Origin of the sequence: Vibrio splendidus (assembly GCF_024347615.1) — a bacterium.
GTDB lineage: Bacteria > Pseudomonadota > Gammaproteobacteria > Enterobacterales > Vibrionaceae > Vibrio > Vibrio splendidus.
In genome coordinates, this window is the sequence record NZ_AP025509.1 from 373,923 (window position 1) to 391,244 (window position 17,322).

At 45.4% G+C, this 17,322-nt stretch carries 12 protein-coding genes and 1 pseudogene; 11 read left to right on the forward strand and 2 right to left on the reverse strand.

The genetic code is table 11. From position 1 onward, the window contains the following. Positions 1–266: 266 nt before the first annotated feature. The 10 genes and pseudogenes from OCU90_RS19085 to OCU90_RS26130 all read left to right on the forward strand — a co-directional run. Positions 267–1,814, forward strand: coding sequence for an arylsulfatase (locus OCU90_RS19085; protein WP_061023041.1), 1,548 nt, complete (start codon positions 267–269; stop codon positions 1,812–1,814). 208 nt (positions 1,815–2,022) lie between these two features. Next, positions 2,023–4,431: a tetratricopeptide repeat protein gene (locus tag OCU90_RS19090; protein ID WP_061023039.1), complete on the forward strand. Its 2,409-nt coding sequence runs from the start codon at positions 2,023–2,025 to the stop codon at positions 4,429–4,431. 184 nt (positions 4,432–4,615) lie between these two features. Next, positions 4,616–5,599 carry an AAA family ATPase gene (locus tag OCU90_RS19095; RefSeq protein WP_017082359.1) on the forward strand — a complete coding sequence of 328 codons (984 nt, stop codon included), beginning with the start codon at positions 4,616–4,618 and terminating at the stop codon, positions 5,597–5,599. 12 nt (positions 5,600–5,611) lie between these two features. Continuing rightward, positions 5,612–6,574, forward strand: coding sequence for a DUF58 domain-containing protein (locus OCU90_RS19100; RefSeq protein ID WP_017080116.1), 963 nt, complete (start codon positions 5,612–5,614; stop codon positions 6,572–6,574). After that, entirely contained in the window at positions 6,575–7,117 is a 543-nt protein-coding gene (locus OCU90_RS19105; protein ID WP_061023037.1) for a DUF4381 domain-containing protein, read from the forward strand. After that, positions 7,110–8,189, forward strand: a complete 1,080-nt coding sequence (locus tag OCU90_RS19110; protein ID WP_061023035.1) for a vWA domain-containing protein — start codon at positions 7,110–7,112, stop codon at positions 8,187–8,189. Before OCU90_RS19105 ends, OCU90_RS19110 begins: the two co-directional genes overlap by 8 nt. Next, complete coding sequence (locus OCU90_RS19115; protein ID WP_061023034.1) at positions 8,182–9,906, forward strand: VWA domain-containing protein; 1,725 nt, start codon at positions 8,182–8,184, stop codon at positions 9,904–9,906. The genes OCU90_RS19110 and OCU90_RS19115 overlap by 8 nt, the downstream gene beginning before the upstream one ends. Next, positions 9,903–11,270, forward strand: coding sequence for a BatD family protein (locus OCU90_RS19120; RefSeq protein WP_061023032.1), 1,368 nt, complete (start codon positions 9,903–9,905; stop codon positions 11,268–11,270). Before OCU90_RS19115 ends, OCU90_RS19120 begins: the two co-directional genes overlap by 4 nt. A 78-nt stretch (positions 11,271–11,348) precedes the next feature. Further along, positions 11,349–12,254, forward strand: a complete 906-nt coding sequence (locus OCU90_RS19125; RefSeq protein ID WP_004730495.1) for a LysR family transcriptional regulator — start codon at positions 11,349–11,351, stop codon at positions 12,252–12,254. An 18-nt stretch (positions 12,255–12,272) separates the two neighbouring features. Beyond that, positions 12,273–12,413: pseudogene (locus OCU90_RS26130) on the forward strand (lipid kinase YegS); the annotation flags it as partial. Positions 12,414–12,494: 81 nt separating this feature from the next. Here the strand turns inward: OCU90_RS26130 and OCU90_RS19130 are convergent. Together OCU90_RS19130 and OCU90_RS19135 are read right to left on the reverse strand one after the other, a co-directional pair. After that, positions 12,495–14,969: an EAL domain-containing protein gene (locus OCU90_RS19130; RefSeq protein WP_061023030.1), complete on the reverse strand. Its 2,475-nt coding sequence runs from the start codon at positions 14,967–14,969 to the stop codon at positions 12,495–12,497. Continuing rightward, positions 14,966–16,084, reverse strand: coding sequence for a substrate-binding domain-containing protein (locus tag OCU90_RS19135; protein ID WP_004730499.1), 1,119 nt, complete (start codon positions 16,082–16,084; stop codon positions 14,966–14,968). The genes OCU90_RS19130 and OCU90_RS19135 overlap by 4 nt, the downstream gene beginning before the upstream one ends. A gap of 81 nt (positions 16,085–16,165) precedes the next feature. Here OCU90_RS19135 and OCU90_RS19140 point away from each other — a divergent pair, with 81 nt between their 5' ends. Then, positions 16,166–17,260, forward strand: coding sequence for a substrate-binding domain-containing protein (locus OCU90_RS19140; RefSeq protein ID WP_029221937.1), 1,095 nt, complete (start codon positions 16,166–16,168; stop codon positions 17,258–17,260). The last annotated feature ends 62 nt before the right edge of the window (positions 17,261–17,322 follow it).

Here is a 17,322-nt window from a genome sequence, read left to right on the forward strand (position 1 = left end):
TCCTTTTATAGTGCTTATAACCAATCGTTATGATGCATGGTTAACTTGCTGATTAAATTGAATTTAGGCTGATGGTTACCAGAAACCCTTAGATAACATGTGTGATCCTTATCATGTTTGTCGCCGTAAACCTTATCGATAACTTCTGCACCTGTATCTGAATAAAAAATGACAAAAAGATTAATAGCTTAGCGAACCTCGCGCATGCTTAAAAAATGGACTATACGTTGTAGGGCAGGATGCAAATAACTTACGAAGAGGTTTCTATGACAGCGAAATATGGCGTTAAACGTCGTTTAGCGATTTTGGGTACGGCGATGATGGCGGCCTCCACCACCACATTCGCAGCTGAAAAACCAAATATTCTCGTGATTTGGGGGGATGATATTGGACAGTCTAATGTTAGCGCATACACCTTTGGTTTAATGGGTTACAAAACGCCTAATATTGATAGCATCGCCAAAGAAGGGATGATGTTTACCGATTATTACGCTGAACAATCGTGTACTGCGGGTCGCTCTACCTTTATTACGGGACAAAGTGTATTACGAACGGGTTTGAGTAAAGTAGGCTTGCCGGGCGCAGACATTGGCTTGCAAGCGGAAGACGCGACAATCGCAGAAATGCTGAAACCTATGGGTTACATGACAGGTCAATTTGGTAAAAACCACCTTGGCGATAAAGATGAATTCCTTCCAACAGCACACGGGTTTGACGAATTTTTTGGCAACCTTTACCACCTGAATGCTGAAGAAGAACCAGAGAATGAAGATTACCCAACCGATCCTGAGTTTCGTAAGAAGTTCGGTCCGCGTGGTGTTATTAAGTCATTCGCTGATGGCAAGATTGAAGATACGGGTCCACTGACGCGTAAGCGTATGGAAACGGTCGATGAAGAAACACTAGACGCGGCACTTGATTTCATGGATCGCGCAGTGAAAGCGGACAAGCCATTCTTCGTTTGGTGGAACGCAACACGTATGCACTTTAGAACGCACGTGAAAGCCGATAGTAAAGGTGTGACCGGTGTCGGTAATTACGCAGATGGTATGGTTGAGCACGATCGACACGTTGGGCAACTATTGAAGCAAGTGGATGAGTTGGGAATCAAAGACAACACCATCGTTTTCTACTCAACGGATAACGGCCCACACATGAACTCTTGGCCTGATGCGGGTACAACCCCGTTCCGTGGTGAGAAAAACACTAACTGGGAAGGCGCATACCGTGTACCAGTAATGGTCCGTTGGCCTGGTAAGATTGAACCTGGAACCGTATCCAATGAAATCATGCACCACATGGACTGGATGCCAACCTTCGTTGCCGCTGCTGGTGATGACCAAATCAAAGAGAAATTGCTGAAAGGTCATACTGCCGGTGATAAAACGTTTAAGGTTCACTTAGATGGTTATAACTTCCTTCCTTACCTAACGGGTGAAGAAGAAAAAGGCCGTCGTTCAGAGATCTTCTACTTTACCGATGATGGCGATTTAGCGGCGCTTCGTTACAACCAATGGAAAGCGGTGTTCATGGAGCAACGTGCAACGGGTACCATGCAGATTTGGTCAGAACCGTTTGTGACGTTACGTCTTCCTAAGCTGTTTAACCTGCGTATGGACCCATACGAAAACGCAGACATTACATCGAACACATACTACGACTGGTTGTTAGACCATGCTTATATGTTCGTTCCTGCGCAAGCGTATGTAGGCGAGTTCTTAGAAACGTTTGCCGAATACCCACCACGCCAAAAAGCAGCAAGCTTTAGCTTGGATCAGGTTATGGAGAAACTTCAAGAGAACCATAATAAGTAAGCTTTGGTTTATTGAAACTGATAGCTTGATGAAACTGATAACACGAAAGAGCTCCTAGGAGCTCTTTTTTTATGCGCATATCGATGAGTAAATCCCGGTCGTGAATATGAATCACAACTATCATGATCATTGCCACTAAATAATTGTATTTTAGTCGTTTTTACGTCTACCTTAGTAAGCATAAGGATGTATAAAAACAAGGAATGTTATGTCTGCATGGTTGTGCTCGCTAGTGAACGGATTGAAACACCAGAGAGTCGCAGTATTATCCGTAATCTTGTCTCCACTTATGTTGTCGCTGTTCAGTTTGAGCACCTATGCCAACGAGCAAGATCCTAATAGCAACACTGAGGCTTCAAAGCTCAGTTCTGTAGCTTCACACGCTAGCTCTGATGTTTTACCTATCGGCTCTAAAGCCACGTATGTCGGATCGGAAGCTTGTGTTGATTGTCATAGTGAAGAAGTCGAAGCGTGGCAGGGCTCTCATCATGACATGGCGATGAAACACGCTACAGATGAACCTGTATTAGGCGATTTCAACGATCAAACGGTCACTCATGGCGGTAAACTCAACCGATTTTTTCGCAAGGGTGAAGAGTTCTGGGTCAATATCGAAGGCCCAGACGGGCAATTCAAAGATTACAAAATCAGCTATACCTTTGCCTTTGAACCATTACAACACTACATGGTTGAGTTTGAAGACGGTCGAGTACAGTTGATTCCTTTCGCTTGGGACTCTCGCACTGAGGGCGAAGGCGGTCAACGCTGGTTTAACCTCTACCCGGATACCACCAACACTGACGAATTCTACTGGACCAATAGCGGTCAAAACTGGAACTTCATGTGTGCCGATTGCCACTCAACGAATCTAGAGAAAAACTACGACAGCGCGAGTAATACCTATAACACTACTTGGTCTGAGATTAATGTCGGTTGTGAAGCGTGTCATGGACCTGCAAGCGAGCACGTTGAGCAGGCCCAGCTAGCCAAAGCGAATGGCGAAAAGGATGCTCAAGTCTCGGCGCATTATGGCTTTGATCGCGACTTGTCGAAGTCGGTGAAAGAATGGGTCTACCAAGAGGGCAACTCAACCCTACAACCAAAAGACATCATCCATACCAATCAGGTTCAAACCTGTGCGCAATGCCACAGCAGACGTACTCAGTTAAATGAAACTGGAGATCACGTTAACGGGTCTTTCTTTGATAAGTATCGTCTAAGTTTGATTACTCCTGAGCTTTACCATAACGATGGTCAAATCTACGATGAAGATTACGTTTACGGATCTTTCTTGCAATCAGTGATGGCTGAAAAAGGCGTCACATGTACTAACTGTCACGATCCACATACTGCAGAACTGAAAATTGCCGAAGAAGCGGTGTGTAGCCAATGTCACATTGCATCAGAGTACACGCCTGAAAAGCACACCTTCCACGAGGCGAATACCGAAGCTTCACAATGTACGACTTGTCACATGCCAGAGACGACTTACATGGAGGTCGACCCAAGACGCGACCACAGTTGGCATATCCCGCGTCCTGATATTAGCCAACACATTAAAACGCCGAACGTGTGTACTAGCTGTCATGAAGATCAAACCGACCAGTGGGCAGATAAGCAAATCGGTGAGTGGTTCCCAGATTCTAAGTATCGTAATCAGCAGCATTTTGCCGTTCCCTTTTATGCTGACTCAATAGGGCACAGAGGGGCAGAGGATGCGTTGGCATACTCGGCTCAGGACTCCAGCTTAAGCAATATCATTCGTGCATCGAGCTTAGAACGTTTGGGCGGCAATACGGGTAAGAATACGCTTATCTCGCTAGCAAGAGCGGTGAAACATGATGATGAAATGATCCGTTTGGGCGTTGTGCAAGGCTCGTCTGGTTTCCAATTCACTGACCGTTGGCAAATTCTAGAGCCGCTACTGAAAGACCCTGTATTGTCGATTCGTTCAGAAACCGCAGGTGCATTGGTACGTTATTGGGGAGAAATGAACCCTCTGCAGAAAGATCAAATCAAGCCTGCATTGGAAGAGTACATTGAGATACAGCAATTTAATGCCGATAGAGGATTTGGACGAACTAACCTAGGCAACGTTTACCGCGATCTAGGTCAGCACGATAAAGCGATTGAGTTCTATCAAGGTGCTATCGAGATTGAGCCTTACTTCGAAAACAGCTACGCCAACTTGGCGGATTTGTATCGAGCGCAAGGTAACGAAGCAAAAGCGTTGTCGACGTTGAAGCAAGGTATTGAAGCTCAGCCGAAATCGAGTGTATTGCCCTACAGTACAGGGTTATCTCTGCTTCGAGTGAAAGATTACGAACAAGCAACGGACTACCTTAAACAAGCCGCTGAAACTGCGCAAACCGACCCACAATATTGGTATGTGTACGGATTGGCTTTGGAGAAATCTGATGTGCTTGCAGCAAGTCAATCACTGCACAAGGCTTACCAATTTAGCCGTAACCCACAGCACTTGTATGCCCAGTGTGAAGTGTTGGCGCGAAACAGCCTTATACCGGGCGTACCAAAGGCGTTTGAGCAATGTATTTCATCACTGAGCAAGGTGGCACCGCCGGAGGCCATTAACCAATTGAAAGCTAAGTTTAAATAAAGCGATGAGGTGAGCTTGGCTATCGTGCTTGCTGCTTATTCCGCTTGTAATTAATTGTCTCGCTTATGAGCAATTATCACGTTTATAACTTATCGCGCTGATGAACAATTATCACGTGTATAACTAATAGTTATGGGGCTTGTGAGTAGGATGTACGCAGCCAGATTGAATTAAGGGAAGACCTATGAACCATGCGCAACAAGCAATAAACCAACTGATTGAACAAACAGAGAAAAGTGTTATCGGTCAGAGCCACGTCGTTCGGGCTCTGGTGATAGGGTTATTGACTAATGGGCATGTGCTTTTAGAGGGACTTCCCGGTACAGCGAAAACTCGTTCAGTGAAATCGCTGGCGAACCTACTGAACACCAGTTTTGGTCGAATTCAGTTTACGCCTGACCTGCTGCCATCAGATGTAACCGGTACAGAAGTGTATCAAGAGCTTGATGGAAAGCCTCAGTTGCACTTTCAACCGGGTCCTATTTTCAACTGTATTGTTTTAGCCGATGAAGTGAACCGTGCTCCTGCAAAGGTACAAGCGGCTCTGCTTGAAGCCATGGCGGAAGGAACGATTACGGTGGGTGGTCAAACTCATATCCTACCTGATCTATTCATGGTGCTCGCTACGCAAAACCCAGTTGAGCAAGAAGGTACGTATCCACTGCCTGAAGCACAGATGGACCGTTTCATTATGAAAGTCACGGTCGACTATCCAGAAGATGAAGCTGAACGCGACATCATTCGACTTGTGCGCAGTGAGGAACTCGGTAGCGAGACGAGTTCGGAATTAGTCACGCCACAGCATATTGAACCTGAATTGGTGCTTGAAGCGCGCCGCCAACTTCCAGACATTACCGTTTCCGATTTAGTTGAGAACTACATCGTGGCTTTGGTAATGGCTACACGAAAACCTGAGCGTTATCCAGAATCAGACTTATCGAAATGGATTGAAATTGGTTCAAGTCCTCGCGCTTCTATTTCATTGGATAAATGTGCTCGCGCTTATGCGTGGCTGCAAGGGCGTGACCACGTCACGTTAGACGATGTGCGTGCCATGTTGCCAACCGTATTAGGCCACCGATTCTCGTTGTCTTACGATGCATTGGCCGATGGTGTTGACCATCAAAGAGTGGTTGAAGAACTGCTTGATAATGTTGAGATTGGATAACTAGGGGGCGTCATGGCGAAGCCAACACAAGCTCCCAAACCGCAAGGCCTTGATCCTCGACTGTACTGTGACTATTCAAGGTTAGTGCGAATTCAGGCTCAAGCTGAGTCATTTTCACTGTTACCTCATTTAAAAGCGGGCAGCGTACTTTCGGGCAGACATAACTCTTTGTTCCGTGGTCGTGGTTTGAACTTCGAAGAATTACGTCATTACCAATTGGGTGATGATATCCGTAATCTCGATTGGAAAGTTACCATGCGAACGGGTAAGCCTCATGTTCGTAGCTATACCGAAGAGAAAGACCGTAATGTGATGATCTGTGTCGATCAGCGCAGTTCGATGTTCTTTGCCTCTCAAAACACCATGAAATCTGTTGTGGCTGCTGAAGTGGCGGCACTGTGTGGGTGGCGAGTGCTAAAAGATGGTGACCGTGTCGGCTTCGTTTTAGCCTCACACCAAAAACTGTTTCATACCAAAGCGCAGCGTTCACAGTCTGATTTACTGGCTCAGTTAAAGCATCTTACCAAGGCTAATCAAAGCTTAGACGTGAGTGTGAGTGACAGCGAGGGTGTTGGTTTTAGCCAGTGGATTGAACTGATCAAGCGAATGAGACTCAAGCAATCAACCTTGATATTCATTAGTGACTGGCGAGACTGCCGAGAACAACATCTCGATCGACTAAAGCAGTTACAGCAACACAACGATATCTTGGCCATTATGGTCACCGATCCATTAGAACAGTCATTGCCTCAAGATCTTGCCAGCGCAAACTGGGTGGTGGGTGATGGTCGTTTTCAACTTAATCTGGATAGCCAATCTAAGGTAAACCTCGCGAGTGAAAGTCTTGCTCAGAAAGCGGCACTTCAGAAACAGTCCCTTGCTAAATTGATGGCGATGAAAAACCTCCCTTATATTGAATTAGACACGTCAGGCAATCACATATCGCAGCTGCAGAAGCTAGTGGGAGGGCGCTAAATGGCTGTTGAACATACTCCCCCAAGTACTTATATCCTCCGCGAACTGCACGATGTAGCGATTCCTGACAGTGTGAGCTGGGCTCCTCAAACGATCGGCTGGAAGATCTTTGGCGTTATTCTGTTATTGGTCGCTATCTATCTGGTTTATCGTTTGGCGCAGAAATGGTGGAATAACCGTTATCGCAAAGAAGCGCTTCAAGAGCTCATGGTATTGGATGCACGAGACAAAAATTCAACAGAACGAACCTTCAAAGTACTGAAAGTGGTGCTTCGTTACCTAGACAGCAGTAATGCAAAGCTGTTTGGACAAGACTATGTAAACTGTCTAAACGCTTATCTGCCTGGTAGCGCTAACACAAGTGAAAACAGCAATGCGTTCTTTACCTATGAAGTTTCGGAATTATGGATGCAAAGCCTAATTGACCCTAATGTGCGTTTGAGCTTTGAACAGCGTTTAGAGGTAATTCAAACCGCGATGATGTGGCTAAAAATTCACAAGCCGAATGTACAGGTAACGGTTGAGGGGCAAGACAATGTTTGATGTTTTATCTTCCAGCTTTGAATTTGCGCATCCGCTGTGGCTTATCGCACTACCTTTGCCTTTACTCGTTTATTTCGCCGTACCTGCTTATCGCACCAAACAAATGGCCATCAAGGTGCCATTTTTCAGTGAATTGGTTGAAGCGATTGGTGAAGCGCCGTCTGAAGGGGCAAGCCAGCTAACACCAAGCTGGTGGCAACGAACCACGCTCATTATTACTTGGGCATTAGTGGTGTGCGCGCTCGCTAAACCAACCATTCTTGGTGAGCCGCAAGTTCGCGAACAATTAGGTCGTGATGTGATGGTAGTGGTCGATTTATCTGGCTCAATGGCAGAACAAGACTTTACCTCTAAGCGGGGCGATAAAATATCTCGTTTGGACGCGACCAAAGAAGTGCTGGCTGATTTTGCGACTACCCGAAAAGGGGATCGACTCGGTTTGATTCTTTTTGGTGATGCAGCGTTTGTACAAACACCGTTTACAGCTGACCAAGATGTGTGGCTTGAACTGCTTAATCAAACCGATGTCGCTATGGCAGGGCAAAGCACGCACTTAGGTGATGCAATTGGCTTGGCGATTAAGGTGTTTGAACAAAGCGAAAAGCAAAGTGCTGCGGTTCAAGATTCAAGTGTTGATGCCAACGAAAAAGAGAAGGTCGTGATCGTACTAACCGACGGTAATGATACGGGAAGCTTTGTTGAACCGATTGATGCCGCCAAAGTGGCGAAGGCGAAAGGCGTTCGTATTCACGTGATCGCCATGGGTGACCCACAAACCGTTGGTGAAGTGGCTTTGGATATGGAAACCATCAAACGAGTGGCTCAAGAGTCTGGTGGCGAAGCCTTTGAGGCGCTTAACCGCGACGAACTAACCAAAGCCTACGCTCAAATCGGTGAACTAGAACCACAGTTATATGAAAGTACCACTTATCGTCCTAAACAGGGACTGCACCATTACTTAATGGCGATTGTTGTTGTGATGTATTTGACGGCCTTTAGTCTGGCGACTTTACGTAGAAGATCGCTTTTGGCTTCTAAAACTAAAAAATTGAAAGGAGAGGATGATGCCTGATTCTCTCACTCTACAGCAGTTCTTCACCCAGTTTCATTTTATCCGACCTTTGTGGTTGTTGGCCTTTATTCCGATGTTCTTCCTGTTATGGGTTCGTTGGAGAGAAGAGACCAAACCAACGTGGAAAGACATTCTACCTGCACACTTACGTGATGCATTGACGATTGGCGAAACAGGCTGGCGTAAGCAACTGCCATTGAAGCTATTGGTGGTGATTGTAACTATCGCCATCATTATCTGTTCTGGCCCAACATGGCAGCGTGAGGCTTCGCCTTTTGGTGAAGACAAAGCGTCGATGTTGGTTGTGCTTGATAACAGTGAATCTATGCTCGCTAAAGACTTACCACCGAGTCGCTTGGAGCGATCTAAGCAGAAGATTAGAGACTTATTAGCAGCTCGGAAAGGCGGTAATACGGGCTTAGTGGTTTATGCAGGCAGCGCACACGTCGCGATGCCCGTCACTCAAGACAGCAAGGTATTCGAACCGTTTCTAGCGGCTATTACACCCGATATCATGCCGGTATCAGGTAAGTCAGCAGAAGAAGCATTGCCATTGATTAATCAGCAACTGTCTGGTGAGTTAGGCTCTTCTGTACTGCTGGTATTAGATGGTGTAAACCCAAGCACCATTAGGGCGTACGAGAGTTTCTTTAACGACAATCCGTATCAGTTGCTCATTCTAGCCGCAGGAAACAGTAATGTGGTGAGCGATAACCCAGTCGACCTAGATTCATTGCGTAACTTAGCGAGTAAGACGGGTGGACGAGTGGTTGAGGTGACCGTTGATGATTCGGATATCCAACAACTGAACAGAGCGGTTGAAAGAAACATGCAGCTCAACGGCGAATCTTCAATGCCTTGGAAAGACATGGGCTATGGCTTGCTTATCCCAATGGCGATTATCATGTTGTTGTGGTTCAGAAAAGGATGGTTGGTGCAGTGGTGTGTCGTTGGTCTAGTGATTTCGGGCAGCATCTATTCACCAAGCACTTTGGCGAAAACGGTCAACTTAACCGCTGATAAACCGGTTGTGGTGGAGTCGCTTACGGCTTGGGACAAAACAGCTCAATGGTGGTGGGACTTATGGTTAACGCCTGACCAACAAGGTCAACGCCTGTTGAATCAGAAAGAATACCTTGAAGCGGCAAAACATTTTACTGACCCAATGAGAAAAGGTGCGGCTTACTACTATGCTCGTGATTTTAAGCTCGCACACAGTGCATTCCTGCAAACCAAAACCGATTATGGTTTGTATAATGCCGCGAGTGCTTTAGCTCGACAGCGAGAATACCTTGCCGCACGAAACCTTTTGAAATTATTAAGCGAGAAAGAGGATCTGTCACCAGAACTAAGAACGGATGTGGAGAATAATCTTGCTGTGCTTAGTGGGATTGTCGAAGAGGTTAACCGAACCAGTGAAAGTCAGTCCGGGACCACAGATGGCCCTGAAGAATCTTTAGAACTCGAAGACGATCAGCCGCGAACGGGTGATGGCGCTGAAGAAGAAACGGTAGCGGAATTGATGCTCAAGGAAACGCTTAATGCCAATGAAATTTTGGGTAGCCAAGAGCTTGCCGATAAGTGGTTAAAACGAGTCGAAGCGGACCCTAAGTTCTTCTTAAAGTCCAAGTTCCAAATTCAATTAAGAGACCCTGCACCTTCCATCGAACAAGCGTCAAAACAGGAACAGGCATCAAAACAGGAGCAAACCCAATGAGTCGATATGATTTAGCTCTTGAAGCCATTCAATCAAAGGGAGTGCGATTCAGAGCCCATAAGTGGTTACTGTCGATGACTCTTATGTTGAGTTGGTTTTTTCCTGCTGTTGCTTCTGCTGCCGATATCTTCGCTCTCCAAAAAAGTGGTGATGTTGAACTGATCGCTTGGGTTGGAGAAAAACCGAAGTCAGGCGATAAGATAACGCCGACTAAAGTGAGCGTTAATGAGCAGGTAATTCTGAATATTGAGGTGGCGACGCCGCGCTGGTTAACAGGAGGGACTCGAATCGGCAGTATCGAAATCCCTAACGTGATCGCTAAGCAACGTAACCAACTCGCGACTAATTACACGGAACGGGTCAATGGCACTACATGGTCGCGTCAACGATGGGAAGTGACGCTCTATCCGATGACTTCTGGCGAGTTTGTTATTCCAACCGTGCCGGTTCGCGTTCAAGTTTCTGCTCCTGATGGTTCTAACGTTGGCGGCACGCTTTACACGCAGCCAATTAAGTTTGAAGCTTCGTTGCCTTCAGGTTTACTTGATAATGAATCGCCTTGGTTTTCTGCAACAGAAGTAGATACAGAGCAACAATGGCAACGCTCGAGTGAAAACTTAAAAGTAGGCGATGCCATTACTCGAACGGTAACCATCAAGGCCAAAGACAGTTTGTCTGTATTACTGCCGGATGTGTTGAACAATGAATCGACCCAGCAGTACCAAGCTTACCCGCAACCTAATCGTTTAGATGATACTCAAGATCGTGGTAACTACCGTTCCAGTCGAATTGAGGAGACGGTTTATGTTATTCAGCAGGGCGGTGAATTTACGTTGCCAGAGTTTTCATTTCAGTGGTGGGACAGCAAGAATCAACGCCTTGAAACCGTGGTGATAAAAGGGAATGTGTTTGAAGCCAAACACACAGTCCAATCTTTCATCAAGGCTTACATGTCAGTGTTTATTAGCGTTGGTCTGGCACTGTTGTTCAGTGTGGCGTGCTTTGTTTCTGTTAAACGTTATTACGAGAACCGCCCAACACCGAGTTGGTTGGTATTCCGTCGTTTGCTTAAGCAAGGTAATTGGGCTGCATTGAGAACCTTTATCTATCGTCAATTACGAAACGAAACCTCTCAGCTAGAACTGGATAAAGCGCAACTTGGTAAATTGGATAGACAAAAGTGTTGGCTAGAAGATAGTGAAGCGCTTCAACAAGGGCGTGAAGACAAAAACGTATTTACTCGTTTATGGAAAAGCTTACGTAAATTACCCAGTGATAAATCAAACTCAAGCAATTCTCGTTCAATTTTCGACCGCTTGAAAATCCCTAAAGCCTTGCCAGACTTAAAAGATAGAACTAAGTAGCAAACTTTAGTCATTCGCATCGAACAAAATCGGCAGGTTCTCTACTATAGGGAACCTGCTTCTTTAATATGGAACTGTATGAAAAGTACCGAACTCAATCTAATTCCTATATTTGTCGCTATTTATGAAGAGCAGAACTTATCTAGGGCTGCTAATCGCATGGATATAAGCCAACCAGCTGTGAGCAAAGCGCTTGCAAGGTTGAGAGATATCTATGACGAGCCACTGTTTCATCGAACTACTTCTGGCGTAGAGCCAACCACATTCGCTATTGATATCTATCCAGCAATGGCTGCTGCGCTGAAAAACTTTACTTCTACCTTATCAGCATCAAGAGATTTCGACCCTAAAACCTCTGGCCGTGTGTTTTCAATTGCCTGCGTTTCAGCAGCGAGTTATGAAATGATGCCAAGAGTCATGCAGTTAATCAGTCAAGTCGCACCTGGTATCGCATTAGAAGTTCATCCTCTATTTACGGAAGATTACGAGTCTGATTTAAGGCTTCAAAGACATGATGTCATTATCGATATGACGCCAAGAGGAAGAACCATGCTCAAGCATGAGGTGATCTCTAAAGAGGAACTGGTGGTGGTGTGTCGTAAAGACCATCCCACGATTGGTGACACTATCGATATGGAACAGTTTTTATCACTTGATCATGTGGTTGTTTCAAGATGGCATGCACGTAGAAGCTTATTGAGTTCTGAACACTACAGTGACCTTGAAAAACGTAGAATAGTCTATCGAGCTGCTGGCGTTGTTGAGATGCTGCCTGTTATTGAGGGCTCTGATTACATTGGAGTGCTACCTATGTCATCGGTGCGTTGCTTTTCTGAAAAATATGACGTTAAAACTCTGCCTTTGCCATTCGAATTGGAAGACCTCGATATGTGTATGATTTGGCACCCCAGTCGCACTAACGAACCTAGCCACAAGTGGTTGCGCACTAAGCTCAAAGCGGCAGCAAAAGAGTTATCAAGTTAGCTTCTAAAGGGCATGGTCATAGAAAGCATTCGCGCGATTTTAAATGGAAAGAAAGCCAGTATCCCTGAGCTGAGGTAAGCGGCGTTTATTGCAAGGGAGCGGGATATTGGCCTGCAAGTTAGAGTCATGTGGGACTCTTCAGATATGTTTCGCTTGGTGCTGCCCGAAGGCAGCCCTTGTTTGATCATAAATCAGTGAAGGAACTTAACTTACTGAATTGTTTGATTTAAGTAACGGATGCTAAGCCTCTTTTGGGTTCTGTTCTGAGTTAAGCAAGAAGTAGGACACCCAATCATCAATAGGCAAAGGTCGCGCGAAGAAATAGCCTTGAGCGTATTTACAACCGATCTGGCGTAGAGTCGTTACATGATTCTGGGTTTCAAGGCCTTCTGCAATCACTGAGAAATCGAGTATTTGCGCGAGCTTGAGAACCGCGCAAGTAATCTCATAATCTACTTTTGACGAGTTAATATCTTCAATAAAGCTTCGATCTAATTTTACGCAATCGGCGGAAAGATTCTTCAACACCGACAACGAAGAATAACCCGTTCCAAAATCATCGATAGCGATCTTGTAACCCTTAGAATGAAGTACCTCGATGGTCCTTGAACAGGTCTCGAAATCTCGCATCATATCCCTTTCTGTGATTTCCAGAAGCAGCTGATTAGGCTGACAATCCGTTTCGTCGAGTATCGCTTGTAACTGGTCTGCGAGATCGGTCATATAGAACATTCTCGCTGAGAAGTTGATGGAAAAAATCACGCCCTGTAGGTCCATTCCCGCGCGTTGCCATTCGGTAATCAGATTCGCTACTTTCTTAAATACCCATTTATCAATGTCGATAATGAGATCACTTTTTTCTGCAACCTCAAGGAAATCGACGGGCGGCAATAAGCCCAGTTTAGGGTGACGCCAACGTATTAGAGCCTCGGCACCAATGATGTCTTGCGAGTCTAAGTTGACTTTGGGTTGGAAGAAGACTTCAAGCTCGTCATTGGCAATGGCTTGATGAAGCCCCATGTTGGTTTCAATCAAGTCATTTACCTCGTGAGTCATTTCGTCCGCGTAGACGCGATATTGATCTCGGCCGTTTCGCTTTGCGTGATACATTGCTGTGTCCGCATTTCTGATTAGAGTTTCACGATCTAAACCATGAGTAGGGTACTCACACACACCAATACTCGCCGATACAAAGATAGAATTATCATCGATGTAATAAGGCTTTCTTAACGCTTGATTTAAGCGGTCTGCGATAGGTTCGCCTTCGTCTAACCCAATGTTTGAGTAAACAACCAAGAACTCGTCTCCGCCCATTCGGGCAACAAATCCTTTATCACCCACTAAGTTACTCAATATGTGCCCAACATTGACTAATAAGTTGTCACCTGGTGCATGCCCTAAAGAATCATTAATGGTCTTAAACTCGTCAATGTCGAGGTAGAAAAGCAAGAAAGAGGCGTTGTTCTCATAGGATTTCCTGATCTCTTCATCTAACTGTTTGGTTGCCAATAGTCGATTTGCCAAACTGGTCAGTGGATCGTGGTGGGCGAGGAAGTCGAAGTTCTTTTTTTCTTCCGTGAGGTCTAGGTATGCCATAGATAGCCTTGATGCCATATCGTTATAGGCTTTCTCTAAGTGAGACCATTCGTCACTTCGGCCCAAGTTAATTGGGTTTTTTAGGCTTCCAGACTCAAGACGATCGAAGCCATGTCTCAGTGCATTGAGTGGCTTTCGAATGTGGTGTCGAACAACGTGGTGAACCAATAACATCGACAATACGACGGCTGAAAAACTGATAATAATGGCGTTCATTCTTGATAAACCGATCTCTTTTTCAAGTTGGTCGGTTAATTCTAAGGCTTGGCTTTGTACGCGTGACTCGGTCTTTTCTACCATCTCCAACAGGTCGCTTTGAGCGACTAATAGTGAAGCCATCACCAGCCAACGCTGCTCCAGATTAGCTCTAATGCGCTTCAAAGCGGCGTTGTATCGTTTCACCGTTCGATTGATTCTTTTCTTCTCAGCAATAACCGCTGTCGTTTCGATATCAACGTTTTCTAAGTGGAGTAAGAATATATCGAGTTCTTTCTCGACCTCGATAAGCAGTACTTTCTCCGTTTCTGGCGTGATGCGACTGTGAATGTCTCCAACCATTTTTCCTGAAGTGAGAAACGACTCTCTCAACATGTTGATGAGATTTAATTCATTGTTATAACGAATGAAATTTGGTTGGTCTAAGTGCCTAAGCTTGCTGTCGGCTATCGCAAATTCGAGCTGGTCAAGCTGTTCGGCTAAGGCGGCGTCGATTTGATTGGTCTGCTTTAGAATTCGATTTAATGCGAGCGAACTGCCTAAGAAACGATGGAAGTTATCGATAAAGGCATCAATTTTTTGCGAGAAACCTTCGTTAGTTGATAGGTCTCTGAGTCGTTGAAGCTGGAAATCGACATTAAATGCTTCTTCCGACAGTGTGGTTTCACTGAACAAAAAAGTCTGTTCAAGTAGCTTAACTCGAGAGGTGAGCGTAAATACGCGTCGGCTGATTTCAGAGTTAACAATCAAGTCTGATACGTGTGTCGAAGTTTCGTTTTTAAGCGTCGACTCGACGTAATACAGAGATCGAATCACCATGATGACAGCAAAGCTGACAATCAAAAGCGAAAGCAGGTTCGAAATAATGAGTCGTTGGGTGATGTTTATCTGAGGTAATTTCATTGTGGCTTCCAAATTTTCAGATACGCTTCACGGTAGCCATTTTTAGGGTCGTAGATACCTTTGTCTGACTGGCTGATGAGCTCTTCAACATTATCGGGCGTGACGAGATGCACAGGGGCAGAGTAGCCACTTGGCGGCATGTGATTAAATGCTCGGTTGAGTTCGTCGACTATTTGCCAGCCTTGTAGATATAAGGGCTCAGGTACTGTTGCCAGTTGGAATTGACCGCTATTGATTCTTTTGTACGCGGCCTTGCTACCGTCACCCGCTGAGATATTTTGTGGTATCAACCGGTACTCCTCGAGGTTTGACTCCAAAGACGGGATAGCATAGTCAATGTACAGGTCGTTGATTGCCAGGAGATGAGTGACTTTCTCGCCGTACTTCTCATCTAGGTTCTTTAATGTCGCAGGCATTTGCTCGGCAATTTTATCGAGCGGTAAATAGTTAAGCTCAAGTACATCACAAGTGCTGCAACGCTTGATGGTATTGACCATTGCGTTGGCTTTGATCATCGCGATTTCATAGTTAGGGTCGGTGAACACCACGGTTCTCGCTCGACCGTTTGAGTTTACAATCGCGAGTAGCGCGGCCACTTCCGCCACATCGAGAGGGTCGGTGGTGATGTTGGTGTATAAACCTATTTCTGGATTACCACCGACAAGTTCAGTCGCGTGCCATCCAATGACAACGATTCCCAGATCTTCAGCTTGTTTCAAAATGGTTTTGTGTCGGACAGCGTCAATGCCGCCCAAAACAATGGCATCGGGTTCAAAACCAATCGCTTTCCTGATAGCTGCACCTTGGCGCACTTCTGAGCCTAATCCATCGATGAATCTAAGGTGCCAATTGATGTTAGAAATGGCTTCAGATATGCCTTTCCCAACGCCATAAACGCCACCATTACGTAAATCAGACGCGACAAAAATAACGTTCTTTTCATGGCGCACAGCAGGGCCTTGTGTGGGGCCATTCCACGTTCGCTGGTTGGAAACCGCACGCATCACTTTTTCTTCAGCATATTGGAAGAAATCGTCTTCATGATTACCCGCAAAACTCTGAGAGTAGCAAGTAATAGCGAGCAACAAACTCGCAAAATTTAATCTCTTATTCATATGGCTTATAAAACGCTTTAACTTATAATCGCTCTATATTTATAATAATGTTAATAAACATTCAAACATTTGGTAACAGTTATGCCGGGTCAAATTTGTAAAAACGTCTTGCTAACCCTACTGACAGCGTGTTTTTCTCTCCCTTTGTACGCCAAGTCTGACCGGATAAGGGTGGAGGCTGATGCTCAGAAACTCGAAAAATTTCAAGAGACTGTGAGTGGCGAACCGATTCTTTTGGCTCCAATGTCGGTAGAAAAACCGGTTAGAATTGCATTAATTTACCCAAGTGCAGATATTTCTGACTTTTGGACAAGAAATTACACAGCACTGAAGCAAAGGCTCGTCGCTTTGGAGTTACCATTTGAGATCAGCGAGTTCACCTCAAGGCAAATTGAGCACTCATTGCAGACCCAATACACCGAACAAGTATTGAACTCTGAAACCCCTTACGACTTCGTTATTTTCGGTCCTTCTGAACTGGGTATTCAAGCTGAGAATATTCAAAAACTGTCTGCTTCGACAGAGTTCAAAACCTTTATTTGGGCTTTTCACACGCCCAATGAACAATGGAAACATCAACCGGATAGCTGGTTCGATTTTTCAAGCGCGATGGGGGCCGATGTCCTGTGTGACCATGTGGTGAAAGAGCTCGGCAACGACGTAGAATTTTCTGCGAATCGTGGGATACCGGGAATAACCGATACTCAACGCTCGCAAGGTTTCATCGATTGCGTAGAAGAGAAAGGTGATTGGTTAACAGTGTATGAGCACTTTGGGCAATACCAGAAGATAGGCGGTGCTGATGGGATTCGTTTAGTGCTCGGTAATTTCCCCGAGGTGACCATGGTTCACAACGCCAATACAGCGATGACCATGGGAGCGGTGGATGCATTAAACAATGCCGACATGTTGTCTGAAATCTATGTGACGGGTTGGGGCGGTACAGCGAAAGAGATTGAAAAGATTCGTACGGATGAACTGGATGCGACTCCAATGAGAATGAGTGATGACCTTGGTGTGGCAACGGCCGAAGCGATCAAGTTTCACTTAGAAGAGCGTGAAGCAGAAGTCCCATTGGTTTATTTAGGTCGTATCACGGTTGTACACAACAAGATGAATGATGACCAGTTGGATCAGCTGACCAGAGAAGCGTTTCGATATTCTGGTAAGAACTAGATTCAACCTATCCTTTATCGATCAAAAAGAGCCGCTTATCTGTTTCGACTGAATCAGTCTGA